This is a genomic window from Phaeodactylibacter xiamenensis, from assembly GCF_965229835.1.
In the GTDB taxonomy this organism is placed as follows: Bacteria; Bacteroidota; Bacteroidia; order Chitinophagales; family Saprospiraceae; genus Phaeodactylibacter; species Phaeodactylibacter xiamenensis.
Window position 1 is genome coordinate 1,300,892 of the sequence record NZ_OZ245931.1, and the last position, 26,056, is coordinate 1,326,947.

A 26,056-nucleotide genomic window follows, 5' to 3' on the forward strand; every position below is an offset into this window, starting at 1 on the left:
GCTGCGCTGGGCTTACAGCCTTGAAGAAGAGCCAGCACACTCCGGAATACACACCACCCGCAATTGCACCCATCCCCTTAAAACTCCATGCTAGCAGCACAAAAATTACTAAGGGCGTTTCACTATAAAATTGCGCATAAAGCAACTAATGATTAATTTAGTGGCACCGAAGAGCTGCAATCATTTTTTGGTTGTGACGAACCGCAGCTAATGGGGGAAACGCCTCTCCCCTCTTCAGGGGAAGGCGCTTTCTTTTTTTTTCAAAAGGATAGCAGTTTACAAATACTGCTAATGGCAAGTTTCAATTTATTCGCAGGTAAAATCCTTCAGATTGAGGGGGGCTACAACAGCAACCGCAACTGGCAGGAGAACTATCTGGACGACGTGTTTATCGGTACCAAGTACGGCATTACGCCGGCTACGCTGGCCCACTACCTCCGCCGCCATCCCACGCAGCAGGAAATGAAAAACCTGACGAAGGACGTGGCACTGGACATCTACGAGCAGGAGTACTGGGACCGCTATCGCCTCGATGAATTCGATAGCCAGGATTTGGCAGAAATCGTGGCGGACGGCATCATTCAGCACGGCCCCGGTAACGAAGGGGACACCGGTGGGGTCACCTTGCTGCAGCAAACCCTCAACGACCTGGGGGAAGACCTCGAAGTCGATGGCATACTGGGGAGCCTGACCGTAGCGGCCACCAACCGGCAGAGCAAAATCAACGGCGGGCTCCTATATAACCTTTACCGGGACTCCCGCTTGAAATACTACGAATGGCTTGCCCTGCAAGACCCACGAAAGCTCAGCGTACTACCGGGCTGGAAAAACCGCATCAATAACCACTTTCCGGAAAAAGAAGACGGCGCCGTCATCGTCACCGCCTCCAAGTTCCCCGTAGACCGCCTCATCGAAGTGGCGGTAGCAAAGTATGGCTGGGGCTGGATTATTGCTGCGGCCGTGCTGCTGCCAGTCACTGCGTATGCGGTGTACCAGCTCTTTTTCCGGAATGAAAAACCAGCCGCCGCATGAAAAGCCTGTTCGCCCAATCAGGAGAAAAGCCAATCGCCAAGCCTTACGAGCCCCGGCCCAAGATGCCTAAGCCGCTCTTGACTACGGAACAGGCCTTCTACATCGTGATAGGAATAATACTTCTAATGCCTGTTGCTGGTACTTTTTTGTACCGGCGAGGGCATCTGCTAGCAGGCCGGATTTTGATAGGGCTATTTATCCTACTGATCCTCATCAACCTGCTGGGCACTAGCCAAATCGGAGCAAAGAAATAAATTATGACCAACCGGCAAGCCTACGAGCTCAACCGACAGATCGAAGCCTTGATTGACCAAAAAGGCATAAACCCAACTGCATATTCAGCAGATGAGAAAGCCATGCTTAGCCAGTATTCCGGCTACGGCGGGCTAGACCAGTTTTTGGAAGAATCGAACGCGGGGATCCTCTACGAGTTTTTCACGCCTGTGCCCATCGTCAAAAAGATGTGGGGGCTGGCCCTGAAGCTCGGCTTCGAGGGCGGCGAAGTCCTGGAACCGGCAGCAGGCAATGGGGTATTCCTTGCTCAGGTGCCCGCCCGGCAATACCTGGAACGGGATGCCGTAGTGACCGCCATCGAGCCGCAGCAGTACAGCTATGCCATTCTCCGCATCCTCTACCCGGAAGCCCGGGCCATTCAGGGCGTCTTCGAGCAGCAATTTATCAATGAGCGCATTAACGAAAGCGTGCGCAGCAATGTAAAGCCCGTCTATGACCTCATCATCGGCAACCCGCCCTACGGCTCTATACGCGGGCTATCGGGCGGCAAGTACATGAATATGGGCGAAAAGCAGTACACCAATGCCCATGCCTACGACGAATACTTCATCCGGCGCGGGATCGACTTGCTCAAGCCCGGTGGCATCCTGATCTACATCATCGGCTCAGAAGTGGCCAACGGCGGCGTGCCTTTCCTTCAGCGCGGCAACAGCCAGGTAAAGGAGGAAATTGCATCCCGCGCCACTCTCTCGGACGCCTACCGCCTGCCCAACGGTGTATTCGACCGCACCGACGTACTGAGCGACATCGTTTGTTTCACCAAAAACGCAGCATAATGGACGCACAAGACTTACTCAATGACCTGAAAACCGCCATCAACGAGCAGCTGGACCAGTGCGAGGAAGACGAGACCGGCACCTTCACCCCAAAGGTGTGCAGCTTCATCAACAAGCCCGGCGGGCGGGAGAAAATCGTGCAGCTCGTGGTCAACTACGTGGCAGAAGAAGGCATGACCATTGCCGAGGCGATCGACCACATCGAGCGTGACTTTAATGACAATTTAATGGAGCACTAATGACCGTACTTGGCAAAAAGATCATCCTTTCCATGCCCAACGGCGAGAAGCGCGATGCCCGGTTCGCTATTGTGGAGCTGGACAGCGTGCTGGCTTCCCACAACGAGCTGACCTTTGCGCCTACTCCCGGCTACCCGGTAAACGAGCAGGGGCAGAACGTGAACGACCGCAACTACGAGGACGACGTAGCGGCACAGGAGCGGGTGCGGGACAATGCCCGCAGGCTTGACCCTTACCGCCTGCTGACTACGAGCAGGACACCATCGGGCAGCCCCATCGTCGCCGGGCAGCAGATTGGCGGCAAGTGGATTGTCGTCTCCGGCAACAACCGCACCATGAGCACCAAGCTTGCGGCAAGCCGGCACCCGGAGAACTATAAAGCCTACGTGGATGCGCTGTGCGAAGAACTGGAAGCCTTTGGTTTTTCAACTACGGGCAAAACCGAAAGGATAGACTGCCAGAACGGCAAACTGATTTACCTGCCCACGGGCGATGATTTCAGCATCAACAACGATGCCTATCACTTCCGGCAGCCTCTGCTCGTGCGGATCGACTACGGCTTCCCGGCTTTTCAGACCCGGGAGCTGGCCAAGTATAACCAAAGCACCATGAAGGGCAAGCGGGCGGTGGACAAAACCATCGAGCGCAGCAACAGCCTGCGGGAAAACCCGCTGTGCCAAACCCGCATCCCGGCTATGCTCGACCAGCACGACCGCATGAGCGATTTTTACGCCGACCGGACGGCCCAAAAGCAGATGCTCGAAGCCCTGCTACAGTGCAACATCATCACGGAGCAGTCCGTCCCCGAATATTATGACGAGGGCTACTTCACAAACGCCGGGAAAGAACTCGTAGAGTCAGTCCTGGCGGGCGTAGTGCTGGAAAAAGCGGCATTGAAAGCCGCCGAGCGGGACGGTATCAAGCAAGCCCGTCGAGTGGTGGTATATGCCATGCCCGTACTGGTCAGCAACAGCACTTTGCCCGGCAGCGCTAACCTGATACCCCACATCAACGATGCCATCCTGTACCTGAACGAGATGAAAGCCAGCGGGCTCCCTTTCGACCAGTTTATCAATCAGGGCGCTCTGTTCTCAGAAAAGGAGTGGCACCCAAGGGCGATCTACCTGAGCCGCCTGATGTCCCAGGGGCAGCGCAAGTTCAAAACCGCCATCAAGGCGTTCAACGAGAGCGTGCGGCGTAACACCGGGGCAGCGCTGTTTTCTGACGAGAACGTCACCCCTGAAGAAGCATTCCAGGCTTATGTGATAGGCAGCATACCGGCAGAGGAAGCCCGGCTGATCGAAGCGTATGCCAACGCCCCCAGGCAGCCCAAAAGCCGCTATCCAGACTGGCTCTTCGTTGGCAACATGGGCGGCAGCACGGTCTACGCCGACCGCCGAAAACGCAAAAACGGCGACTACCTGAGCATTGCCCACCTCAACCCGTACAATGGCGAAGTCACCCGGCTGATTAAGCCAACCGACAAGGATTACAGCCAAGACTATGAACTCGTTTACCAGCTCGCGGAAGAGGATGGGGCTGACCTGCAACCGGCTGAGGAGGCTATAGAAACCTACCGCGTTTACCGCTATTTTTTGGATATGCTCACCGAAAAGTTTGGCGCATTGCTCCAATCGGAAGCATGGGATATTTTGCAGAGATACCTGGATAGCGAGCCCAGGGGGCTGATGGTAGACGAAGTGGTCAAAAAACAAATGGTACACGCGCTGGCCCCCATGATATTTGAAGGGCAGTTCACTGTAAAAGAACTAAAAGCGGCACTCGATGAAACGCTGGAAGGCCTGAACCCCGGCCTGCCTGATTATGGCAAATATAACGGTACCGGCTACCATATCCGCGACTACATAATGGACTATGTGGAAATGGAGGCCAACGGAATGATCGGAACAGAAAACGAAAGGCTCTCCAGCCTGGAAGAAGAGGGCGAAGCCCTGCGGGAGGAAGCACGTTCTCTCCTGATGCGGCTGCACAAAGATTATGCTGCCGCCCCGTTCCGGTATTATGAAGACACCCTGCCCCGGATAACCTCGCCCGAAAAGGTGGAAGAAGCCCACCAAATGCTAAGCGAGCTGAAGCAGATCGACAGCAAGGAAGCCTTTAAAGCCTATTTCGACGGCAAAGTTGGCCTACCTAAAGATGAGCGGTATGGCGATGACATAACTCCTGATACCCGCCCCGGCGATTACTTTGTATCTGTGCATGACCAAGGGCAAAAGCCAAGGCTGGCTCTTGGCCCTTTTAAAACCCACAAAGAGGCCATCAACCAGGTAGAGGCAGTCCGGCAATATATGCTGGAGGCTGACCCCCAAGGCCATTTTTATGGCTACGGCACAGCCCGGCAGGAAGAAGGCAGCGGCAATAATGGATTACTCAATAACCGCCTGGGCTACGGCACAATTAACCGGATATCTATGGAAAGCGGAATACCAAGAAAGACAGAAATTATTGTGGCCCACGGCATACAAGTGAAGCTTATTGACCACGGCGGAAGAGAGAATAAATGCCGGATGCCCGGAGGCGATTTCCGGATTTTAAGCCTGCAAGCCACGTCCGGCAGCAACCCCTACATGCAGGACTATTACAAAGCCGTTTGCGAAGCCGCCCGAAGGTACGGCGGAGTATATTACGAAATGGATGGCCCATTGCAAGAGATCGTCAATAAGCTGAAGGGCGGGGCATTAGAAAACGGGAAGCCGTCTATTGAAATTTTGGCGGGTTCACACACGCTCACTTGCGGGCGTGCTTACTACAAAATCAACTATATAGGCGATATCCTCCCTCCCCCTGTCATGACTTCTTACGAAGAGATATTCATGGACGAATTTGGCATTTCTCAAGCCGTAGCCCATGAGATATGGCAGCGGGCAGTATATGAATATGGCCGCCCCCTTGATGATGTCAGCCGGGCAGAGCTAATCCGGCGCGGCAGGAGCCAGCTCCAATCCTATGAGTATGAGCGCAGCGAAGAAGGTTACAAGTATTTGCAGCAACTCAGCCGGGAGATGTTCGCCAAGGAAAAGAAGCCCCGAATAGAAAGCAAGCCTTCCCCCAAAGAGGCCACCACCAAACTACTGCTGGCGAAAGCCAAAAAGAAAAAGAAGCTCCAACTCCTAAAATTAGCGTAGCGTGATAGAAGCAATCATCAACGACAACTGGTATGTCCAGAACCCGGAAAAGATACTTGGCCAGCCTTACCTCACAACCGGAAGGTACACGCAAGGCGAAAAAACTGTAACTAAGTATCGGGGCACATTTGAAGATGTAATGCGCATCCCGGGCGTAGCTTATGAAGCGGCTAATATGCTCTCGCCCCATATTTCCAGCGAGCATAGCGATACAGATGCAGCAAGGCTCAGAGTAGTGCAAAGCGGCAATGTCCGCCGTGCGCTTAAGCAATCCAAAAAAGAGCAAAGCGCCCGCAATCAGGCCAAAGCCGGAGAGCTGGATTTGATCACCTTTGACGAGATCGACCAGCTGTACAACAAACACCTGACGGATGCCCAAAAGGAAGTCTTTGTCTGGTACCAAACCAAGGTGCTGGGGCGTGCTATGGAAGGCGGGTGGAAGAAATACTACAACCCCGCTGCTCTGTCCAAAAAAGTAGTGCCCCTGGAGTGGGCCAAACAAGAGCTGGTGTACTGGTTTGACGATGGTTTCCTGCCAGCCTTCATCTACCTGTCCGGCAATATCGCCGAGCGCCGCGAGATGCTCGGCCAGGACCAGCCGAAGATTGAAAGCATGAAAGACGGCAAAGCCATCTTTGAGCAGCAGTCTGCCGCCCTTGGCCAGGTATGGAACCGGGTTACGGTGCGCCGCAAGCGCCTCGATGCTGAGCGGATGGAAGACCGCCTGATCATTAAGCCGGCCAGCAACCTGGCCAAAAGCTATACCATCAGGCACCTGAAAGGCGAAGTCCGGCTCAAAGCCAAAATCCGGCAGAACGGGCAGATCGACTACAGCCGTGCTTTGCAAAGAGGCATACAGCAGGAGCTCAAAGAGCCAATCTCCCTGCAGGGCGCGTTCGTGCTGTGGATGAGCGAGAATGCCCGGGAGCTGGGCATCCGGCGCGGGCTGACCTGGCGTTCCATCAAGGAGCTCTACCTGGAAAGCCGCAAGCGCGGGAAAGACGAAGACGTGCAAGAGTTCAAGCGCAACAAGTCCGCTGCCCAGCAAGAGGGCATCCGCCTGTTCTCGGACTTCCTGGCTAAAGCCATTACCGATGAAGACCGGGAAGCCATTGAGCGCATCTGGAATGAGCGCTACAATAGCGAAGTGCCGGTAGACCTGGGCCAGGTGCCCATCGGCTTTACCATGGCCCGCATCTATAACGGCATGGAAATGGACATTCGCCCGGAAAAGCGGGAGGCCGTTGCTTTTGCCCAGATCAGGGGCGCGGGCTGCCTGGCCTACGGCGTGGGGCTGGGCAAGACCTGGTGCGCTATTTTCATCGCCGCCCAGTTCCTCGAAAACGGCTGGTGCAAGCGGCCCTTCTTTGTACTGCCCAATCAGGTCTACAAACAGTTCATGGGCGAGTGCAGGGGCATACTGCCGCACATCCCCCAAAATGACCTGTACAACCTCAGCGAAGATTACCTTGAAAATATCCCGGAGGAGGGGCCCATGCCCGAAGGCTCCATCACTTTCCTGACCTATCAGGGCTTCAAGCGGGTGGGGCTGGACGATATGCAGGAACTGAACTTCTTCGGGGAGCTGATGTCCATCCTCGACCAGGAGGACCACCTGGCAACGGGCAAAGCTGCCGACAAAGCCTACGAGCGCCTCAAAAACAAGGTCGGGGGGCTGATCGGCGTATCGCAGATGGGCGCACGCGCCAATATCGACCGCATGGGGCTCGACATGATGGTGGTGGACGAAGCGCACAGCGCTAAGAAGATTTTCACCACCGTCAAGGCCGAGGAGGAGGAGAACCTGGACAACGAAAAGCGCATCAAGCGCTACGATATCAGCTCCGGGGAGCCCTCCGCTATGGGGCTCAAAACCTTTATGATCGCACAGTACGTCCAAAAGGTGAACCCCACCGGCAACGTCCTGCTGCTGACCTCCACGCCCTTTACCAACTCGCCCATGGAAATTTACTCCATGATCAGCCTGGTGGGGCTGCGCTATTTGCAGGAGCTGCAGCTGAAGAACCTCAAGCAGTTCTTCGACCAGTTTGTCAATACGTCCAATGAGCTGGTCTTCACCATTGCCCTCAACCCGGAGTTCAAGGACGTATTCGTGGGCTTTTCCAACCTAGATGCCCTTCAGTCCATCATCCGGCGGTTCTTTCTGTACAAGCAGTCGACCAAAAACCTCAAGCGGCCCAACAAGATCGTCCTGCCCCTGCGCCGCAAGGTGGTCAACGGCATGGAGATCAGGCTCGGCGGGGACGAGACGATTGAAACGGTACTGCCATTCAACGCTTACCAAAAGGAACGTATGGACAGCATCCTGGCCTACGCTGCCGGGCAGATTAGCGTCAATGAGGCTTGCCAAAACGCCAAGGTGGACTCAGACGACAACGGGGGCGGCGTGCGCATGCTCCGTGCGGCAGGCATGGCCAGAAAAGTAGCCTTCTCGCCCTACATTTTGGAGTGCGATGAAGAAACGAAGAACCCCGGCTCCCCCAAAGCCTTCATCGAAAGCTCGGCAAAGCTGGAGTTCATCACCGGCTGCATCCGCAGCGTGAAAGCCTACCATGAGCAACAGGGCTCGCCTATGTCCGGGCAGATCATCTACAGCAATATGGGCGTGGAGTTCTTCCCCCTGCTGCGCGATTACCTGATCGAAAAGGTGGGCTTCCAACCGCACGAGGTGGGCATCATCGTTAGTGAAAGCCGCATGAAAAAGATGGGCTTCAAGGATAAGCAGACGGTGCAGAATGCCTTCCTGGGCCGCCGGTTCAACCCGGTTACCCGCGATTATGAAGACATCCCCCACGAGTTCCGCTGCAAAGTGCTCATCGGCAGCGCCACCATACGCGAGGGCATCAACCTTCAGCGCTACGCCTCCTGCCTTTATATCCTGGAGCTGCCCTGGAACCCCACCGACGTCAATCAGCTCGAAGGCCGGCTTTGGCGGCAGGGCAATATCCACCGCAGCGTGCGCATCGTCAACCCGCTCATGGAGGACAGCATGGACATCTTCATGTTCCAAAAGCTGGAAGAGAAAACTGCCCGCATCAACGCCATTTGGGACTTTGACAACAATCAGAGTACGCTGGACACCCGCGACTTTGACCCGTCAGAGCTTAAGTACGTCCTGATCAAAGACCCCTTCCGTATCGCGGAGCTGGAAGCCAAAGAGCGCAGCCTGGAACTGGAAGACGAGATCGTTGCCATTGACTCCCAGCTCACCACCCTGGAAGGGCTGCACAACGACCGCTATCAGGCATTCAACCGTTTGGAAGAGGTTGCAGAGGCGGTAAGCTACTACCGCGGCCTGCCGGAGGGCGCAGCGCAAGACCCCGACGAGATGCGGCGGCAGGTTTCCTATATCCTGCGCGCCAAAAAGCTCAAAGACGGGCGGCTGGTAGAAACGCTGCGCGAAGAGGTAGAGCGGGGCTACAAAATCAGCCATTACTACCGCAACCCCTACGAGGATGCCTGGATAAAGCCTGCCGGGGTAACGCCCCCTTATTGGTACTCCAACTGGAAAAAGAGCGTAGCGAAGTACAACCGGGCCGTAGTGGAAATCCTCAAGCCCAAAGGGCTGGACGACTCCGAAGAGGCCATCAAACAAGCGGTTGAGCAGCTCCAGGCAGAAAAAGAACAGAAGAAAAAAGAAAAGGAGGGCCTGCTCAAGGCAGAGCGCCTGCAGGAAAGGGCCGAAGAGATCAGGCTGAAAAAGGAAGCCGAGGGCATCGCTGCGGCTTCCATCGACGCGCGGGTGGCACAGTTCGCACAGCTCAACTACATGCTCGATGACCTGCGCGTGGAAGAGCCCCAGGAAGCCCTGGCCGGGGAGGCGGAGAACGCCCCTTACCGGCCCGGCGAAACGGTACGCTTCAACGATGGCAAAGCCCGGGTCGAGAAAGCCTTCCTGGGCAGCAACGGCAAGCACTACTACCTCGTCCGGCAGGGCGCCTACACCGAGCTGGCTATTGAGGGTGAGCTTTCGCCCAACACCCAAAAACAAGAGCAGCGCCTGTCACTGGGCGGCACGCAAAAAGCCCGGCTGCCCCAGCCTGCCATGGCTCAGCCTGCTACCGCTCAGCCTGCTGCCAGAACAAGGATACTGCTGGCCAAAGCCAGAAAACGCAAAAAACTAAAACTGCTGCAGCTCGCAGCCTAAAACTTGAACAGCTATGAAATCTAAGGCACAAGCGTACCTCAAAACGATGGGCATGGACACCGCAAGCCTGCCCCAGAAATACCAGGAAAACTTTGAAGCCATGCGGGACTTCGAGGAAATACTCGATATCGCGGCGCCCGGTTCTGAAGACTACAAAGAAGCCCTGGCTGAGTGGGAGGACTACGACGAGCAGATCCTCGCGGCATTGAAAAAGGACTACCCGGCACAGCAAGGCTACGGTGGCACCCTGCGCTGGAACTGGGTCAAGGAAGGGGAAGAAGTGCGGGTGGACTGGGACCACCCCGAACGGTACGTAGACGGGCGGTATTACATTATGCTGCCCAAACCAGCCGAGGGCAAGCTTGCCACTTACGAAAAAGTAGGCGAAGGCGATATCGAATTCCCCGGGCAGGATAAAAGAATACAGGAACTGCTCGCCCGCGCACCGCAGTGGGTGAAAGCCAAGACGCCCAACCCGGAGGAAAAAGAGGGGCTGGCTAATGCCAACCGTGAGTTCCGGCAGTACATGCAGAACCGGGAGAGGGAACGCACAAAGCTCCCGGATTCATTGCCCTACATGAAGGGCGACAAAATCGTCGATGTAAAAGGCAGAGAGCACAAAGTCTACCTCGTGGTCGATGATGTCCCCTTTGCCATCTCCACCCGCCACCAAAGAGACGATGGGCACAAGCTCACCTTCCTGGAATACTACGACCGGGAGGCCAAGCTTTGGAAAAACGACGGCGAGCCTTACTATCATACACACGCGCCAACTGAAGCGGAGATCCGCGCCCGCCCCCGAGGCTTCTTTGAAGCGCGCCCCGAAAGTATGCCCCCGGTGGATGAAAAAGGCAACCGCCGTATTGACAGCCAAGCCCTGGACGCCCTGGAGGCGCACCTGGAAAAGCTGCCGCAGACCAAAGACATGCACTCGGAGTACGGCGAATACACCGATGAGCGGAAGCAGCTACACGACAAGATCATCAAGGAAGAAATCGAAGGCAATACCTGCATCCGCCGCGAAGCCCCAATCGCTATACTGACCGGCGGGCTGCCGGGCTCCGGTAAGTCGACCTACATCCGCAATAACAAGGACTGGATGGACAACCCGGCCATCTTCAAAGTTGATGCAGACGACATCCGCGCCAAGCTGCCGGAATACGAAGGGTGGAATGCTTCTCAGACCCACAGCGAAACGCAGGATATCGTCAAAACCCTGCTCGGCAAGGTGGGCAAATTCGGCTGCAGTTATGATGTCATTTACGATGGCACCATGAACAAATCGAAAAAGTACAAGCCCCTCATCGAAGTGCTCAAAAAGGAAGGCTACCGGGTGTTCATCATGTTCCTGAAAGTCGATAAGGCGACCAGCCTGGAACGGGCAATGGGGCGCTATCAGAAGTCCGGGCGCTACGTCCCCCGTTTTGTCATCGAAGAGGGCGTTCAAAATGGGCTGACGGCCTTTGAAGAGCTCAAGGGCATGGTAGACGGCTACGTGCTGATCGACGGCAAAACTCAAAAAGTGCTGGAAAAAGGCGGTGCCGAAATCCCCGACGACCGGGACTACAGCAAGCTGGACGATCAGCAGCCCAAAAAAACAAGCAAGCCCAAGCCCGGCAAAAAAGCCAAAAAGGTCTACAAGAAAGACTACTACGCTGCGATGGACAAAGCCCATCCGGGGCTCAGCAAAGCCCAGGTCAAAGGCATGAAGCAAAAGGAGTACGAAGCGCTGATGGACAAGCTGGAGCAGGGCGCGAAGGATATGGGGCTTACGGCAAAAAAAGCATCAGAGTATGCGGAGGCTTACGTGAGTGTGCATTTGCCGAAAGGCAGCACGGCCCAAAAGCCTAAAGGGTTCGCGCCGCCTCCCTCTATGGAAGTCTTTCTGGTCATGGACCAGCCGGAAGAGCCGGGGCAGTATGATCTGGAAGATGCCGACCTCTACCTGTCCAAAGAAAAAGCCCTGTCCAATAAAGACGAAGGCATAGCCGTGCGGGCTTCGCTCGATATTGAACAGTGGATGGAAGACAACGAACTCTCTTTCGAGTCTGAAAAAGACTTATTGAAAGAAGTGCAGCAACCGGGCTGGTCATGGGATGGTGTGGTGTCTATTGAGGAGGAAATTGATTACCCGGAGTACACGCTCCCGGAAAGCATCAAAGCCTACGGGGTACTTAGTTTCGTAGACAAGGAAGAAGATTACTATGAATACGATACACTGTCAATCGAGTTCGACAAGGGCCTTGTCGTTAAAACAGCGAAGGATTTAGGCCAGTGGGCGGTCGAACTAGAGTTCAAAGCCGCAAAGTGGCTGGACAGGCTCAAACAAGAGGGCGGCCCGGTTCCTGTAATACAGTCTGTGGAAGACCTGAAAACCGAAATCCGGGGCGGAGGGTATGAGTACGATGAGGGCATCGTTACTATCGGCAAGGTATTGCACAACCCGGACGACCTTTCCAATTTGAGAAAAAGCACGGGCACTGAGCCTTCAGCGGGCACTGAGCCTTCCTTTTCCTGGCTTACCGCTACGGACACCTCCAAGCTGATGCCCATTCTCAACCACTGCCAGGAGTACGCCCTGGAGGTGGACAAGGACTTGCCCGTGCAGCTCAAAGGCACCGGCAAGGAAAGCATAACGGTAACCGCTCAGAAAGGGGAATACCTGATCTTTGACGATAAAGGGCATCTGGTCTACGTGATGAATGCGGCAAGCTTCAAGCGTAAGTGCATCGAAAATACCACGCTGGAGGAGCACCTCAAGACAAAGCATCAGGGTGCCCCCAAATCCGGGCGAAGGAACCTGCCGCCGCAGCTGGAAAAATACCGGGGCGTATTTGGGGACTACGATGGGGACGGCGTATTGAACGTGGACGATCCTGACCCCTACACCCCCGGTGATGGGAAGCAGACGGTGGAAGAAGTCAAGCTGGCCGATGAGATCGAAAAGATCATCGACTTCCGAAAGGACTATGATACTGCCCGAAATGAATTTGTGGAGATCCTCAAAAAGCATGCGGAGGGCGAGACGGACATCCTCAGCCGTACCAAAACCCCATACTCCATCATCAACAAGCTGCGCCGCAAGCGCCTGGCCGGCAAAAAAGGCTTAACAGATGTGATCGGCACCATGGTCGTCTTCCCTGACCAGAAAAGCCTGGAAGATTTCAAGGACAAGGTCAATGCCGGGAAGCTGGGCGAAGTCCTGGAATTCGATGATTACTACAAAAAGCCACAGGCAGGCTACCGCGCCTACCACTGGAATGTCGTCTACAAAGGCTCACCGGTGGAGATACAAGCTAAGACCGAGCGGGTGAAGAAGATCGCCAAAGCTAACCATACCCTCTATAAGGAAGGCAAAGACGATGCCGAAAAGCTGGGCGCGCTGATGCTCCTGGCCAATCAGGCAGACAAAGGCGATCAGGCGGCCATGAAGAAGATCGACCCGGTGCTGAAAGACCCTAAGGCACTCAAACAGTACCTGACGGAGAAGAAGATGGACACCACCAAGGCAACCAAACAGCCGGATGCGCCCAAGGCAGACAAACAGTCAGCCACACCTAAGGCTGCCGCCAAACCGGCCCCAAAAGCACCCACCAAAGCCACGCCTGAGGGGAGCTGTACAGCCGAAGAGCTGACCACCGCTCAAAAGGTTGCTAAAATTATGAAGATGGTAGACGAGAACACCATGATCTGGTCGGACATCTTCGACCGCAAAAAGTGGAAGAAAACCCAGGAAATTGAAGGCATCTACGAGTTACGCGCGCAGGAGGACAAGGGAAAGATCCTGGTGAAAGCCCGGGACTGGAGCGCGCGGGGCAAAAAGGAGGAGATCAAGTGGTACAGCCTTTGCATCGACTCCTACCGCCTCACCAGAACGGAGGCGCCCTCGGCGGGCAGCTACAAGAGCGTTGTCAGCAAAAGCCAGCTGCAGGCGGCCTACACCACCAAAGGCGAACAGAAATACCGGAAGTGCGCCGCGCTGCACTCGGAGCTGGCCAAATGCCGTATGAAAGGCAACTGCACCACAGAACAGCGCGAACGCTACAAAAAGGAAGTGGACACCTGCGGTAACCTGGCCAAAACCAAAGTAGGCGTGCCCAGGTACCTATCCTATTTGCATGGAGAAACTCAAAAGCGCAGAAAAAAGGGCGAGGCATACAGTGACGCACTCGCCCGGGTGGCCGAAGAGCTGCGCAAAGCAGCTGCGTAGATTCAAAAGACTACTGAATAGGAAAGCGGTTACACTGCTGGACTGTGGGTTGAAGCGAAAAGGGCTTCAGCCCGCTGAATCAGGTCGACAGGGTTTTGCTCGGTCATATAGCAAATCGCCAGAAAGCGGTCCAGATCCAGCTGGTACTGGCCATTTTTGATGCGGCTCATGCCAGACTTGTTGATCCCAATCTTTTGGGCAATGGCTGTGCTGGTGTACCCTTTCTCCTTGTAACTTTTGATCATGAGCCGGACGATAGCCTGGCCGATCAGTTCTGCTTTCCAATTTTCAGTGGTTCTCTCTTTTTCCATCTTAAGTGGCTTTCATTATTTGAAGTGTTCAAATTGCTCCGCTTTCTCCGCAACATCCATATTGCCCGAACGGAAGTAAACGGACAAGCTCGAAATGTTTTTCCACCCTCCCAGCATTTTAATTCCATGCTGGCTCATGCCCTGCATGTCCAGATTCGTTGCCGCACTTCTTCGTGCAGTGTGCATGCTAATGACCTGGTATTTGGGGACCAGCTCGTTGTTTTGTTCTACCAGTGCGTTAATGCCGGCAATCTCCGCAACTTCCCGGATTTTACTATTTCTCCAGCCGTTGCTGTAGGCAGAGCAATCATAATTGTGTTTCTCCAGTATCTCTTTGGCCTTTTGCTTAACAGGTACAATGACCTGTGTCTTCGTCTTTTTGTTTCTTCCGACATAAAACATTTTGCCGTTTTTCTCCATGAAATTCGACCTGGAGATAGCCGACAAATCACTGTTTCTCAGCAGAAAATAATAAGCCAGCAGAAAGAAGTCCCGTACAGTATCCAGTGTCTCTCCCAGCTCGGAAGCCGGGACATTCTCCATCAACGCTATTTCATCGGGCGTCAGATAGGTCTTGGGGGCCGTCTTGTTTTGACTGCACCTGACTTTTTCAATATGGGGATTGTCAACCCGTTGTTGCTTGGCTGCATTCCTGACTCTGGAAAGATGGAGGGAAGCCGCTGACTTCTTATACCCCATGCTCTTCATGTAGCGGACAAAGTCATCCGCCCAGTTGGCATCAATGGATCCAATTTTGGAGGTAATGGAATACTCGTTATCAAACTGCTTGATGCGATTGATCGTGCAGTGGTACAATTTTATAGTTTTGGGACTGTATTCCTCCTGGTTCAGGTCAATGTATTCTTCCAAAGCTTCCGTTACCAGCTTATTTTCGGCTTTGGTCTTTCCAAAATCCTGAAATGTCCCGCCATTGAGGAAGTGCTCTTCCACCTCTAGTTTCCGGGCTCTGATTTTAGCATTATACAACTTTGCGCTGGGGTGCTTAGCCTTGACGGCCTGTTTAGCCTTATCCCAGTACTCAGGTTCAATGTAAATACTATCAACCTTGAAATAACGTACGACGCCTTTAAGATTCACATATATCTTAACTGCCGCTGTTCCATCCTTTCGGGGCTGAGCCCATAATACTGTTCGAATCGTCACTTGGTCTGTCTGTTTTACTTAAAAATGGCTTAAAAAAATGCTGGATAAAAATAAGCAGGATAAAACAAAATCAAGCAAAAATAAACCAAATAAATTCAAATTAAGATTTTCTGTTTTCCGGCGAAAAAGTTGGAAAACAAATCTCGTATTTGCAAAGTGCGTCTCTGTTTCACGAATATAAGGATATTTAACCAAAGTGGAACCCAGAGGTAAGTAACTGATAGACAGAAGTATGGAAAGATATTTTTTCGGAGAACGCTACAAATTACATATTATATTAGAATGTATTTGTCTGTTTTGCACAGCGATGTGCCGCAATATTGGGGCGTGTAGAAAGACTGAGGAAATGTAGAGGCGGAGAATGATGTACTTTGCAGGTAAAAGATCATGTGTCGGCTCCTAAAGACTTAAAGTCACTAAAATCTCCTGTCTGAATCAGAATGCAGTCTTTTCAATGAACAAATATAAGCAAGCGCTCACGTAGCAAAACCTCGGCTTAAATTAGATTGATAAAAACGGGACGCCACCCAACAGCAACGCCCCATTTTTTATCATTCTTTTAGCTGTTTTACTGCTTCACCAACCGAAGCGTTTCCACCGTCACTCCATCCACCATGAGGTGGGCGAAGTAGGTACCTGCGCTCAGCTTTTCGCCGAAGCGGAACTGCCCGGCAGCCGAATGCAGTTGCTGACGCTCCACTTCCTGCCCCAGGGCATTGAAGAGGATCAGATCAGCGCGTGCTGCTGTTTGCGGTACCTCATAGCTAACCGTGAAGGCACCTTTGGCAGGGTTCGGGAAAGCCTCGAGCTGAACACCTGCAGACAAGTCTTCAGTATTGGAAGGCATACCCATTTCTTCGATCAGCACCTTATCTATACCGGCTTCCACTAAATGACCCTCTGCCTGATCGTCGGAAGTAGTAATCACCAGGCGCATTTCATCAGTCAGCTCGATGAGATCGGCAAGGTTGACCTGCTGTATTTTGCGCCAGAGGCTAAGGGATTGGGTAATCGTAGCTATCTCGACTTCGTCTGTTCCATTAGTGATGCTAATGACAAGCTCATCATTCGGAGTAGACCCACCACCAGCATTAAAAAACCAATAACTCAAAGAAAGCACCGGTATATCGTAATTGGACAGGTCCATAAAAGGAGAGCGCAACACTACGCTGCCATTGTCCACATCATCGTTGCCTGCACCTCCACCGGCGTTGCCTGTAGAATAACAGCTGAAGCCCAGGTCATCGGGAGCATCGGAACCAGGATGTGACTGAGCGCCCTGATATTCCGTTCCTACTGGTATGCCCAGTTCCCACTGCCCTGTAGGCGAGGTGGCGCCGGTCAGCCAGTCGAAGTCAAACAGAAAGTCGTCCTGATAACCCGTTTCGAGGGCAACGGTTACTTCTGTATTGTTGCTCAAATCCACATCCTCAAGCACGGCATGCAGGTAGCCCCAAGAGCCGGCTACTACCTGATAAGTGCCCTCTGTGATATTATTGAAGGTAAAGTTACCGCTTGCGTCTGCTACGGTATTGAAAGTAAAGGTCTCATTGAAGGCCTGCACCAATGCGCCCGGCACCGGCTGACCGTCTCCATCGCGCACGGCTTGTCCGGTAATGGAATACTGCTGCAGGGGCACGAGGTCGACATCCAGTTCAGTGAGTACGCCGTTGTCCAGGTCCACCTGCAGGGTCTTTGACTGATAGCCGGGCTTTTCAAAAGTGACCGCAAAGGTACCTGCCAGCACCTGTCCGGTAGCGTAGGCACCAAATGGGTCAGATTCGCCAAAGTTGGGCTGCTCGGAGTCGATGACTACCGTAGCACCGTTAATGGGGGCCTGTGTAATGGAATCCCGAACAATGCCCTCCAGCCAGCAGGCTCTCTTGAAGTCGGGCTGCAATACATAAAGCCCGTTGTTGATATCAGTTACCAGTACCGTTTGGGAAGGCAGGAAAGGGTACAAGCCCCAGGCTCCGCTAAAGCCGCCATCCGAACCCAGCCAGGTATCGTAATTACCTACCTCGATAAGATTGGTTGGGCGGGAACCATCCACTACTTTTCCACCATCTGTATAGTAGGAAATCAGCAGGTAGTCATCCCAAACATGAACGTTATGCGGAATCACGCCTGAGCCAACGGTTGCCACTGGCCGGTATTGGTCCAGCTCTTCAATTTCAGAAAGATCAGTAATATCATAGGCCGCTACCGGAGCGTTTGCTACTTCATCCGTTGTAAAGGCCACTGTTTCTGATTCATTTAACCAAATATTGTGGGTGAAGGAAAAAGGAGTACCCTTTGTACCGAGCGCCTGAATATTCTCTTTATCAGTGACGTCGTAGACGGTCATGTTGCCCACATAGATTTCAGAGGAGTACATTTTGTTGCTTACCACGTAAACGTCGTGCGCATAAATAGGCGGTGCAGGCACTACGAATTCCGGTTCACCGTCTTCCGTATCCACATTCAGGATGAGCATACCTCCGCTGTTCAGGTTACAACCTGCCAGGTAAGCATAGCCGAATTCATCGATATAGATGTTATGGCAAGTTTCCAGCGTGCCCAGCCCGGGCAGATCGGGTGTCCAATGGTAGTAAGGTGCTGCTTCGGGCAGTTGCGACAGGTCGATCACTGTAACACCTTCAGTGGTACCGCCCTGATCGGTAGTGATGTAGGCAAAATGCCCCCAGGTTTTCATGTCCCGCCATGTGGAGAACTGCCCGGGAATACGGGCCACTTCCACGGCATTCTCGGGGTCTTCCAGGGAGACGATGGAAACGCCCAGCTGAAGCCCGACGATCGCATATTCGATGCCCGTCTCAGGGTCTGCCCAGCCCCAGATGTCATTCAGGCCGGTATCGTTGTATTGTACCTGAGATAGGAGTTCCATATTCAGTTGAGCTACAGAATAGGTAGCTGTCATTGCAAGGAATGACAAGAGTAAAAGTGCTTTCTTCATACTTTTTTTTAGCATTAGGTGGAAAAGTGTGGTGACTGGCTTTCGCCAAAACAAGCTTCCGATAGTTGTAAATTTAGCGGTCAAATATAACCAGCTTAATGGCAATTCCACCATTTAGCTCCGTTGGACCACTGCAATTGTTAGTCGGCTGACACATATGAGCCTTTCTTTTTCATCTGTGATACGGATTTCCCAAATGTGGAGCTTGCGCCCAATGCGCAGTGGAGTCGCCCGACCGCTCACCCGACCCCTCGTGGCGGAGCGAAGGTGATTGGCATTGATCTCTACTCCAACAGCCATGTGGGTCTCTATGTTGGGTATGCAAAGCTGAGAGGCCACGCTACCTATGGTTTCTGCTAAAGCTACAGACGCCCCACCGTGCAACAACCGGGCGGGCTGTACGGTGCGATGATCGACCGGCATAGTCGCTTCCAGGTAATTGTCTCCAAAGTCCGTGAACACAATATCTAAATGGTCAACCAGGGTATTTTGACAAATTTGCTGGATGCCCTCCAGAGTAAATTCCTGTTTCCAAATCATAGTGGTTAAGTGTTATTCGTTCTGAGATGATTATCTTGCGCACAAAAAGTGAAGCAGGTTGTCTTTCTATCACCCGCCCACCCGCTCAGGGGCGGTATTGCATCGAGCACGGAGCGCCTCGCGCAGGAACTGCAGCAGCATGGCTACGGGGTCCGCATCCTTTCTTTCAGCTTGCAGTACCCGGGCTTCCTCTTCCCTGGCAAGACTCAATATACAGACGACCCGCCCCCTGCCAGATTACAGATTGAGCCCGTAATTAATTCCATCAACCCCTTAAACTGGATAAAGGTTGGCCGAAAATTGAAAGCGCTGGCTCCTGACCTCATTATTGTCCGCTACTGGCTCCCCTTTATGGGGCCAGCCCTGGGCACCATCCTCCGTATCGGTGGCGGGGCTGCACGTACTAAAGTGGTGGCAATCACCGACAACGTAGTTCCCCACGAGCACCGTCCTGGCGATAAGGCCTTCACCCGGTATTTCCTTAATGCCGTGGATGCCTGCGTGGTCATGTCCCGCGCTGTCAAGGCCGATATCCGAGCCTTTTCGAAAGAGATGCCAGTGGCCTACATCCCCCACCCCATTTACGACAACTATGGGCCAATGGTGGAACGGGATGCCGCCCTTGAGCAACTGGGCTTGCCAAAGGACCAGCACTATCTGCTGTTCTTCGGCTTTATCCGGGGATATAAAGGGCTTGACCTGCTGCTTCAGGCGATGGCATTGCCGGAAGTGAGCACACTTGGCGTGAAACTTATTGTCGCCGGTGAATTTTACGACGATCCGGAACCTTATCAACAACTCATTGCCGGGCAAGGGCTGGAAGAGCAGATCGTTTTGCGAAATGCCTACATTCCCAACAGCGAGGTGGGCGCCTACTTTGGCGCAGCAGACCTCGTGGTGCAACCTTATAAAACCGCAACTCAGAGCGGCATTTCCCAGCTGGCTTTCCACTTTGGCAAACCAATGGTGGTCACCCGGGTGGGTGGTCTGCCGGAAATCGTGCAGCATGGCAAGGAAGGTTATGTGGTGGACGTGAGCCCCGAAGCGATTGCCACAGCGATTGCCGATTTTTACCACAACCAACAGCAGGAAAGCATGGAAACCGCAGTAAAAGCCGGCCGCAGCCGATTCTCCTGGGAAAATATGGTGCGCGGCATAGAAGCCCTCATCCGCCAATAAAACAGATAATAATGCAATCCACGATAAAAGAAGCCATACAGGCAAGTATTAAAGCCAAAACCTCTTTGCTGCAGGATGCTAAGCTGCTGCAGGAAATAGAAACCGTGGCTCAGGCGTGCATTGAGGTGTACCGGCGTGACGGCAAAGTCCTGTTTTGCGGCAACGGGGGCAGCGCTGCCGACGCGCAGCACCTGGCTGCCGAGCTATCCGGCCGTTTCTACTTCGACCGCCCACCGCTGTTTGCAGAAGCCCTGCATGTCAATACGTCTTTTGTTACGGCTGTTGGCAATGATTATGGCTACGATGCGATTTACGCCCGCATGGTGGAGGCAGCTGGCCGAAAGGGAGACCTGCTGTTTGCCATGTCTACCTCCGGCAATTCGCCCAACGTCCTACTGGCAGCACAAAAGGCCAGGAGCCTGGGGCTGAAAGTGGTCGCCATGACCGGTCAGAGCGGCGGCAAACTCCGGGATACAGCAGACTATCTGCTCAACGCGCCCAGCAGAGATACCCCTCGCATACAGGAATGCCACATGCTGATGGGACATACTATTTGTCAGCTGGTGGAAGCTGCATTATTTACACGCCCCCGTACATCTTAAACTGCCCGAAGCGTTGCTTTTGGGCTGCTTCAGAGCAGGCGAAGAGCATCGCCTCGGCTATTTCCGCCGGCCTCACCCACTGGCTGAAATCGGCATCCGACATCGCATCCCGGTTGGCCGGGGTGTCGATGATGCTGGGCAGAATGGTGACCGCCTGTACGTTGCGCTCTGCACCTTCCACATTGACGATATCGGCGAGTTGTAAAACCAAACCTTTGGACAAGCTGTAGGCGACCAGGGCTGCTGCTGCTTCCGGATCCGTTGCCGGTCGTGCACCAATCAGGATGATCCGCCCACCTTCCGCCATCTTGGGCAAGGCGTTTTGTACCGAATGGAAGGCTGTTTTGAAATTCAGCGACAGCATTTTATCCAGGTCTGCTTCCGAAGTGTCAGCCAGCTTGCCCATAGCAAAGCCACCGACCAGAAAGATAGCGGCATGAATGTTTTCCTGATTGGCGAAAAATCCGGCGACCGCTTTCCCGTCCATAACATCAAGGGGTTGGATGCGCAGTTCTGCCGGGCTGCCCGTAGCTGATTTCAGGCGATCGATCTGGTCCGGGTGACCGGGCTGCGTCAGGGCAGTGACTTCGTATCCGGCTTCTAAAAACTTTTGGGTAACAGCAGTGCCCAGCCCACCTGCGGCACCGGTTATGATGGCTTGCTTTTTCATTTTGTTGTTTTGGAATAGAAGGTGGGTAACGCCCGAAATGTTTAAATTGCCCACTCAACAACAACCTCTAAATCCAGAGCCATGCCCTACTCTGCCCTCTTCCTCGACCGCGACGGTGTCATCAATACCCGCATCCCGGGCGGGTACGTCAGCCATCCCGATGAATTTGAATGGATGCCCGGCAACCCGGAGGCCATCGCGCAGCTTCGGCCCCTATTCGATTATTTTTTTGTCGTGACCAATCAGCAGGGTATCGGCAAGGGGCTGATGACCCTGGCAGAGCTTGAGGCGGTACACGGACACATGTGCGCAGGCCTGGAAAAGGCAGGTGCCCTGCCCGACCGCATTTACACCTGCCCCGATCTCAAAACAGTGCCCAACAACTGCCGTAAGCCCAGCCCAAAAATGGGACACCAGGCCAAAGCGGACTTCCCAAATATTGACTTCAGCCGTTCTGTCATGGTGGGGGATTCCCTCTCCGATCTCCAATTCGGGCACAACCTGGGCATGCGCAACGTATGGGTGACGGGAAAAGCGGAAGATGAGGCTGGAATCCGGGCGGCAATCGAGGAGGGGCTGCCGGTTTGGCAAACCATTCAAACCCTTCAGGTACTGCCAAATTTACTCACCTGAACGCCTCTCATTTTCAAATCTGCCTTTCAGGCGCTTTACGCACTCCGCACCCCACCCTCCGCGCACTCCGCGTGAAAAACCCTCCTCCGCAACCCTTTGCGTGCCCTCTTCCGCGGCCTTCGCGTGAACCCCCTTTTACCTAAAATCACCATTTCCGCAACAATTGCCCACCCTCAGCCCATCGGAAAAACGTATTTTAGCCCCTCAAACCACATTTACACGACCATGCAACTGTTTCGATTCCTCCTTCTGATGGCCCTGATGGGGCTCTTTACAAGCCTCCACGCCCAAAACCCCGGCGCCGACCACGGCAACAAATTTGAGCAACTGGGCACCCTCATTACTCCGCCCAACAGCTACCACGCCTGGGATGGCGCCCCCGGCCCCGACTACTGGCAGCAGCGGGCCGACTACGAAATCGACTGCACCCTCAATACCGAGGAACAGCGCCTCGACGGCAGCGAGTGGATCACCTATTACAACCATTCCCCTCAGCCCCTGCGCTACCTGTGGCTCCAACTGGACGAAAACCAGCACTCCCCAAAAAATGACAACCAATACTTCGACCCCAGCTCCATCAAACCTGTGATGAGCGAATACGAACTCAAAGCTCTGGAAACCTGGCGCGGGCGGGATAAATACGGCGTCAATATCGAAGCCGTAGCCGATGAGAACGGCCAGGCGCTGGAGTATACCATCAATCAGACCATGATGCGCGTGGAACTGCCTGAAACCCTGGGCCCGGGCGAACACTTCCGCTTCCGGGTGGACTGGCATTACTACATCGTGGACCGGGTGTACCTCAATCACCTGCTCGAGGCTACCGGCAATGCCGCTACCCTGCCCCGGGGCGGGTACGAGTACTTTCCGGAGGACGACAACTACCTCTACACCATCACCCAATGGTACCCCCGACTTTGCGCTTACACCGATTTTGAAGGCTGGCAAAACAATCAGTTCACCGGCCGGGGCGAGTTTGCGCTGACCTTTGGCGACTATACCGTGCGCATTACGTTACCGGAAGACCACATGGTCGGCTCCACCGGAGCATGCCTCAATTATGCGGATGTGCTTACGCCAAAACAGTTGGAGCGCTGGGAAGCCGCCCAGACCGCAGACACTCCTGTAGAAATCGTCACCCTGAAGGAAGCCAAAGCCCAGGAAAAAGCGAAACCAGCTAAGAAAACCCAAACCTGGATTTACCACGCCAATCAGGTGCGGGATTTTGCCTGGACCGCCAGCCGCAAGTTCATTTGGGATGCCATGCCGCACTACAACAGCGATGGCAAACGGGTGATGTGCATGAGCTATTACCCCAAAGAGGCCTACCCCATCTACAGCCGCTACTCTACCAAAGCGGTAGCCCACACCCTGAAGACCTATTCCAAATACAGCATTCCCTATCCGTACCCCACTGCCATTTCAGTGGAGGCCAGCAACGGGATGGAATACCCCATGATCTGCTTCAACCCCGGCCGCGCCGAGCCCGATGGCACCTACACGGAAATAGCAAAGAAGAGCGCCATTTCGGTCATCATCCACGAGGTGGGCCACAACTACTACCCGATGATCATCAACAGCGATGAGCGGCAGTGGGCCTGGTTTGACGAGGGGCTGAATACCTTCGTGCAGTTCCTGGCCGAGCGGGAATTCGATGCCGATTACCAAAGCTGGGCAGGGCCGCCTCATCAGATTACGGCCTATATGAGCATGCCGAAAGGGCAACTGGAGCCCATCATGACCAACAGTGAAAACATCAAGGATTATTTCTCAAATGCCTACCTCAAGCCAGCCACCGCCCTCAACATCCTGCGGGAAACCATCATGGGGCGGGAGCTGTTCGATTACGCCTTTCGGGAATATGGCCGCCGCTGGGCATTCAAACACCCCACACCGGCCGACTTCTTCCGGACGATGGAGGATGCGAGCGGCGTGGACCTCGACTGGTTCTGGCGGGGCTGGTTCTACAGTACGGACTATGTGGATATTGCCCTGGACAGTGTCAAATGGTACAAAGTCGATCTGGAAAATGACCCCGAACGCCGGGAAATCACCCAACCCGTGCGGGCCTCCAAGCCTTTCCGGGACCTTTCCCAAATCCGCAATGAAGAAGCAGGTATCGTCCCTGCCGATGAGGAAGACCCTGAACTGCAGGATTTTTACAGCAACTACAGGCCCTGGGAAACGGCAGACAGCGTGACACAGCAGAAAATTGTGATCTACGATGAGCCCTTCAGCAAGAAGGAAAAACAGCAGCAGTTTGGCGATAAGAACTACTACGAGCTGCACTTCAGCAACAAAGGCGGGCTCGTCATGCCAGTCATTATACAGTGGACCTACGAGGACGGCAGCACTGAGATCGACCGTATCCCTGCCCAGATCTGGCGCAAGAACGAATCGGCCTTCACCAAGGTTTTCGTCAGGGAAAAGCAGGTCAAAGCTATTGAAATCGACCCCTTCCGGGAAACAGCAGACGCCGGGCTGAGCAATAACAGCTGGCCACTACGGCAGGTCCCATCCCGGTTCCAGGTCTTTAAAAAGCATAAAATCGAGAGTGGGAAAAACCCCATGCAACGTGCCAATGGGAAATAACCCTTTTTGTAAAACAACCCAGCCATCATGAGCCCAACCCTAGAAACAGCAAGGTTTATCCTGAGAAAGCCGGAGGAGCAGGATGCTCAGGGGTTTTTCGATTTAGATTCCGATCCTGAGGTTCACAAATACCTGGGGAACAACCCCATCAAAACAATGGATCAGGCCCATGATACGATTGCCTATGTCCGCAATCAGTACGACCAATACGGCATAGGCAGATGGGCGGTAATTGACAAAGCCACGCAGGACTTCGTCGGCTGGTCAGGGCTAAAATTCGAGACCACCGTGCGTACTGATATGGACTATTACGACCTTGGCTACCGGCTCAGGCGGCAGTACTGGGGGCAGGGCATTGCGACGGAGACTTCCCTGGCGGCATTGGAATATGGCTTTGAAACACTGAAGTTAGAGGAGATTTTCGCTGGCGCCCATGTCGACAATATCGGCTCCAACAAAGTATTGCAGAAGGTAGGGCTCCGGCTGATTGAGGTATTTGAATTTGACGGAGATGAGCACAATTGGTACGGGATCAGCAAGTCTGAATGGCTGGAAAAGAAGCACGCTTAGCCAAACGAGTTATTGGCCATTCATAACGCTGATAAATTACCCCGCTTTGTATCAACAGCTATTGAAAAACCCCGGCTTGGCAAGTCAAACCGGGGCTTTTCATATTCCTTTGGTAATAGGTTACTGGCACTTTTCATTATAGTCCTCAATAACCTTCAGATGGATTTTCTCCCGAATGTCATTCGTCTTATTAGCAAGTCTTGCCAGCGTTCCCTTATCTTTTTTATCGCCTCCGATTACATCGTAAGCACCACTCTTGTATTGCTCAACCACATCAGGGCAATCCTTAAGCTCCTCTTCCACTTTCATATCGGCGACAAGAGTCAGCTTACCTTTGTCACCGATACGGTAGACTGGCTGCGGCGTCAAATGTGGTGTGTAATCATAATCACCGCTTGTTACCGGCGGTGGTGCCGAATAATAGTGGTAGATGGTAACCTTACCGTCCTTTATCTTCCGGAAGAAACGGGTTCGGGCGATCATATTAGTTCCTACAGCAGTCATATCTGAGTACTTCGCAGATACGTATGTCAAATCCTCATAGTCGTAGCCATCAATATCTTTAGGTCCGTACTTTTCAAAATCCTTATTTTTAACCTTATCCTTCTTGAGAAATTTTTCAGCCTCAATAAATTTGAAGTCGTCCTGATAAGCCCAGGGAGAAGTGTACTCCCCGTTATCGCTCCGATAGGTGATCGTCTTTATATACCCCTCCGTTTTTTTACCTTTTTGGTAAATAGCGCCGGGGACAACGCCTTCTTTTTTCATTTTAGCAGCCAAATCGTCCTGAGCGGCTACATCAAAACTCATCATCAAAGCCATCAGGCTAAGCAACAAGGGTAGATACTTCATGATAAAAATGATAATTTGGAACGCTTATCCGTTTTACTTGAATTTTGGGAGGAAGTCAACGAGAGAAACGCATCCTAAGTTAATGAAACAATGTCAGAAGCAAAAATATAAAATATCCTCCG

General features: G+C 53.4%; 18 protein-coding genes. 12 read left to right on the plus strand and 6 right to left on the minus strand.

Annotated features, from left to right (window positions below; translation table 11 throughout):
* The first annotated feature begins 291 nt into the window (after positions 1-291).
* From ACO08I_RS04705 to ACO08I_RS04735, 7 genes are read left to right on the plus strand one after another with little or no spacing between them, the layout of a single operon-like run.
* Complete coding sequence (locus ACO08I_RS04705; protein WP_421948653.1) at positions 292-1,032, plus strand: glycosyl hydrolase 108 family protein; 741 nt, start codon at positions 292-294, stop codon at positions 1,030-1,032.
* Positions 1,029-1,286: a hypothetical protein gene (locus tag ACO08I_RS04710; RefSeq protein ID WP_421948654.1), complete on the plus strand. Its 258-nt coding sequence runs from the start codon at positions 1,029-1,031 to the stop codon at positions 1,284-1,286. Before ACO08I_RS04705 ends, ACO08I_RS04710 begins: the two co-directional genes overlap by 4 nt.
* Before the next feature lie 3 nt (positions 1,287-1,289).
* On the plus strand, positions 1,290-2,102 hold the full coding sequence (locus tag ACO08I_RS04715) for an Eco57I restriction-modification methylase domain-containing protein (protein WP_421948655.1): 813 nt from the start codon (positions 1,290-1,292) through the stop codon (positions 2,100-2,102).
* The gene (locus ACO08I_RS04720; protein WP_421948656.1) at positions 2,102-2,341 is read left to right on the plus strand and encodes a hypothetical protein; all 240 of its coding nucleotides are present in this window, start codon (positions 2,102-2,104) and stop codon (positions 2,339-2,341) included. The genes ACO08I_RS04715 and ACO08I_RS04720 overlap by 1 nt, the downstream gene beginning before the upstream one ends.
* Complete coding sequence (locus ACO08I_RS04725) at positions 2,341-5,487, plus strand: hypothetical protein (RefSeq protein ID WP_421948657.1); 3,147 nt, start codon at positions 2,341-2,343, stop codon at positions 5,485-5,487. The genes ACO08I_RS04720 and ACO08I_RS04725 overlap by 1 nt, the downstream gene beginning before the upstream one ends.
* 1 nt (position 5,488) lies before the next feature.
* Positions 5,489-9,655 (plus strand): helicase-related protein, encoded by a 4,167-nt coding sequence (locus tag ACO08I_RS04730; protein WP_421948658.1) that lies wholly within the window; start codon positions 5,489-5,491, stop codon positions 9,653-9,655.
* Positions 9,656-9,668: 13 nt separating this feature from the next.
* On the plus strand, positions 9,669-13,865 hold the full coding sequence (locus ACO08I_RS04735; RefSeq protein WP_421948659.1) for a zeta toxin family protein: 4,197 nt from the start codon (positions 9,669-9,671) through the stop codon (positions 13,863-13,865).
* Positions 13,866-13,894: 29 nt separating this feature from the next.
* Here ACO08I_RS04735 and ACO08I_RS04740 read toward each other — a convergent pair whose 3' ends face one another.
* The 4 genes from ACO08I_RS04740 to ACO08I_RS04755 all read right to left on the minus strand — a co-directional run bounded on the left by ACO08I_RS04740 (position 13,895) and on the right by ACO08I_RS04755 (position 18,836).
* Positions 13,895-14,176 (minus strand): helix-turn-helix domain-containing protein, encoded by a 282-nt coding sequence (locus ACO08I_RS04740; RefSeq protein WP_282781317.1) that lies wholly within the window; start codon positions 14,174-14,176, stop codon positions 13,895-13,897.
* Positions 14,177-14,191: 15 nt separating this feature from the next.
* Positions 14,192-15,340, minus strand: a complete 1,149-nt coding sequence (locus tag ACO08I_RS04745) for a tyrosine-type recombinase/integrase (RefSeq protein ID WP_282781320.1) — start codon at positions 15,338-15,340, stop codon at positions 14,192-14,194.
* Between the two features lie 568 nt (positions 15,341-15,908).
* Positions 15,909-18,296 carry a choice-of-anchor B family protein gene (locus tag ACO08I_RS04750; RefSeq protein ID WP_282781322.1) on the minus strand — a complete coding sequence of 796 codons (2,388 nt, stop codon included), beginning with the start codon at positions 18,294-18,296 and terminating at the stop codon, positions 15,909-15,911.
* A 114-nt stretch (positions 18,297-18,410) separates the two neighbouring features.
* Positions 18,411-18,836: a hotdog fold thioesterase gene (locus ACO08I_RS04755; RefSeq protein ID WP_044228110.1), complete on the minus strand. Its 426-nt coding sequence runs from the start codon at positions 18,834-18,836 to the stop codon at positions 18,411-18,413.
* Positions 18,837-18,884: 48 nt separating this feature from the next.
* On the opposite strand from ACO08I_RS04755, the gene ACO08I_RS04760 reads away from it, so the two are divergent.
* Positions 18,885-20,015, plus strand: coding sequence for a glycosyltransferase (locus ACO08I_RS04760; RefSeq protein ID WP_421948660.1), 1,131 nt, complete (start codon positions 18,885-18,887; stop codon positions 20,013-20,015).
* Between the two features lie 11 nt (positions 20,016-20,026).
* A complete protein-coding gene (locus tag ACO08I_RS04765; protein ID WP_421948661.1) occupies positions 20,027-20,617 on the plus strand; it encodes a D-sedoheptulose-7-phosphate isomerase in 591 nt (196 codons plus the stop codon).
* Here the strand turns inward: ACO08I_RS04765 and ACO08I_RS04770 are convergent.
* The gene (locus ACO08I_RS04770; RefSeq protein WP_421948662.1) at positions 20,595-21,287 is read right to left on the minus strand and encodes an SDR family NAD(P)-dependent oxidoreductase; all 693 of its coding nucleotides are present in this window, start codon (positions 21,285-21,287) and stop codon (positions 20,595-20,597) included. The two genes, ACO08I_RS04765 and ACO08I_RS04770, sit on opposite strands and share 23 nt — an antisense overlap.
* Before the next feature lie 81 nt (positions 21,288-21,368).
* Here ACO08I_RS04770 and ACO08I_RS04775 point away from each other — a divergent pair, with 81 nt between their 5' ends.
* From ACO08I_RS04775 to ACO08I_RS04785, 3 genes are all read left to right on the plus strand, one after another.
* Complete coding sequence (locus tag ACO08I_RS04775) at positions 21,369-21,920, plus strand: D-glycero-alpha-D-manno-heptose-1,7-bisphosphate 7-phosphatase (RefSeq protein WP_421948663.1); 552 nt, start codon at positions 21,369-21,371, stop codon at positions 21,918-21,920.
* A gap of 225 nt (positions 21,921-22,145) precedes the next feature.
* On the plus strand, positions 22,146-24,512 hold the full coding sequence (locus tag ACO08I_RS04780) for a M1 family metallopeptidase (protein ID WP_421948664.1): 2,367 nt from the start codon (positions 22,146-22,148) through the stop codon (positions 24,510-24,512).
* A 27-nt stretch (positions 24,513-24,539) separates the two neighbouring features.
* Positions 24,540-25,082, plus strand: coding sequence for a GNAT family N-acetyltransferase (locus tag ACO08I_RS04785; protein ID WP_421948665.1), 543 nt, complete (start codon positions 24,540-24,542; stop codon positions 25,080-25,082).
* Between the two features lie 120 nt (positions 25,083-25,202).
* On the opposite strand, the gene ACO08I_RS04790 is transcribed toward ACO08I_RS04785, so the two are convergent.
* Positions 25,203-25,934: a hypothetical protein gene (locus ACO08I_RS04790; protein WP_282781336.1), complete on the minus strand. Its 732-nt coding sequence runs from the start codon at positions 25,932-25,934 to the stop codon at positions 25,203-25,205.
* Between the last annotated feature and the right edge of the window lie 122 nt (positions 25,935-26,056).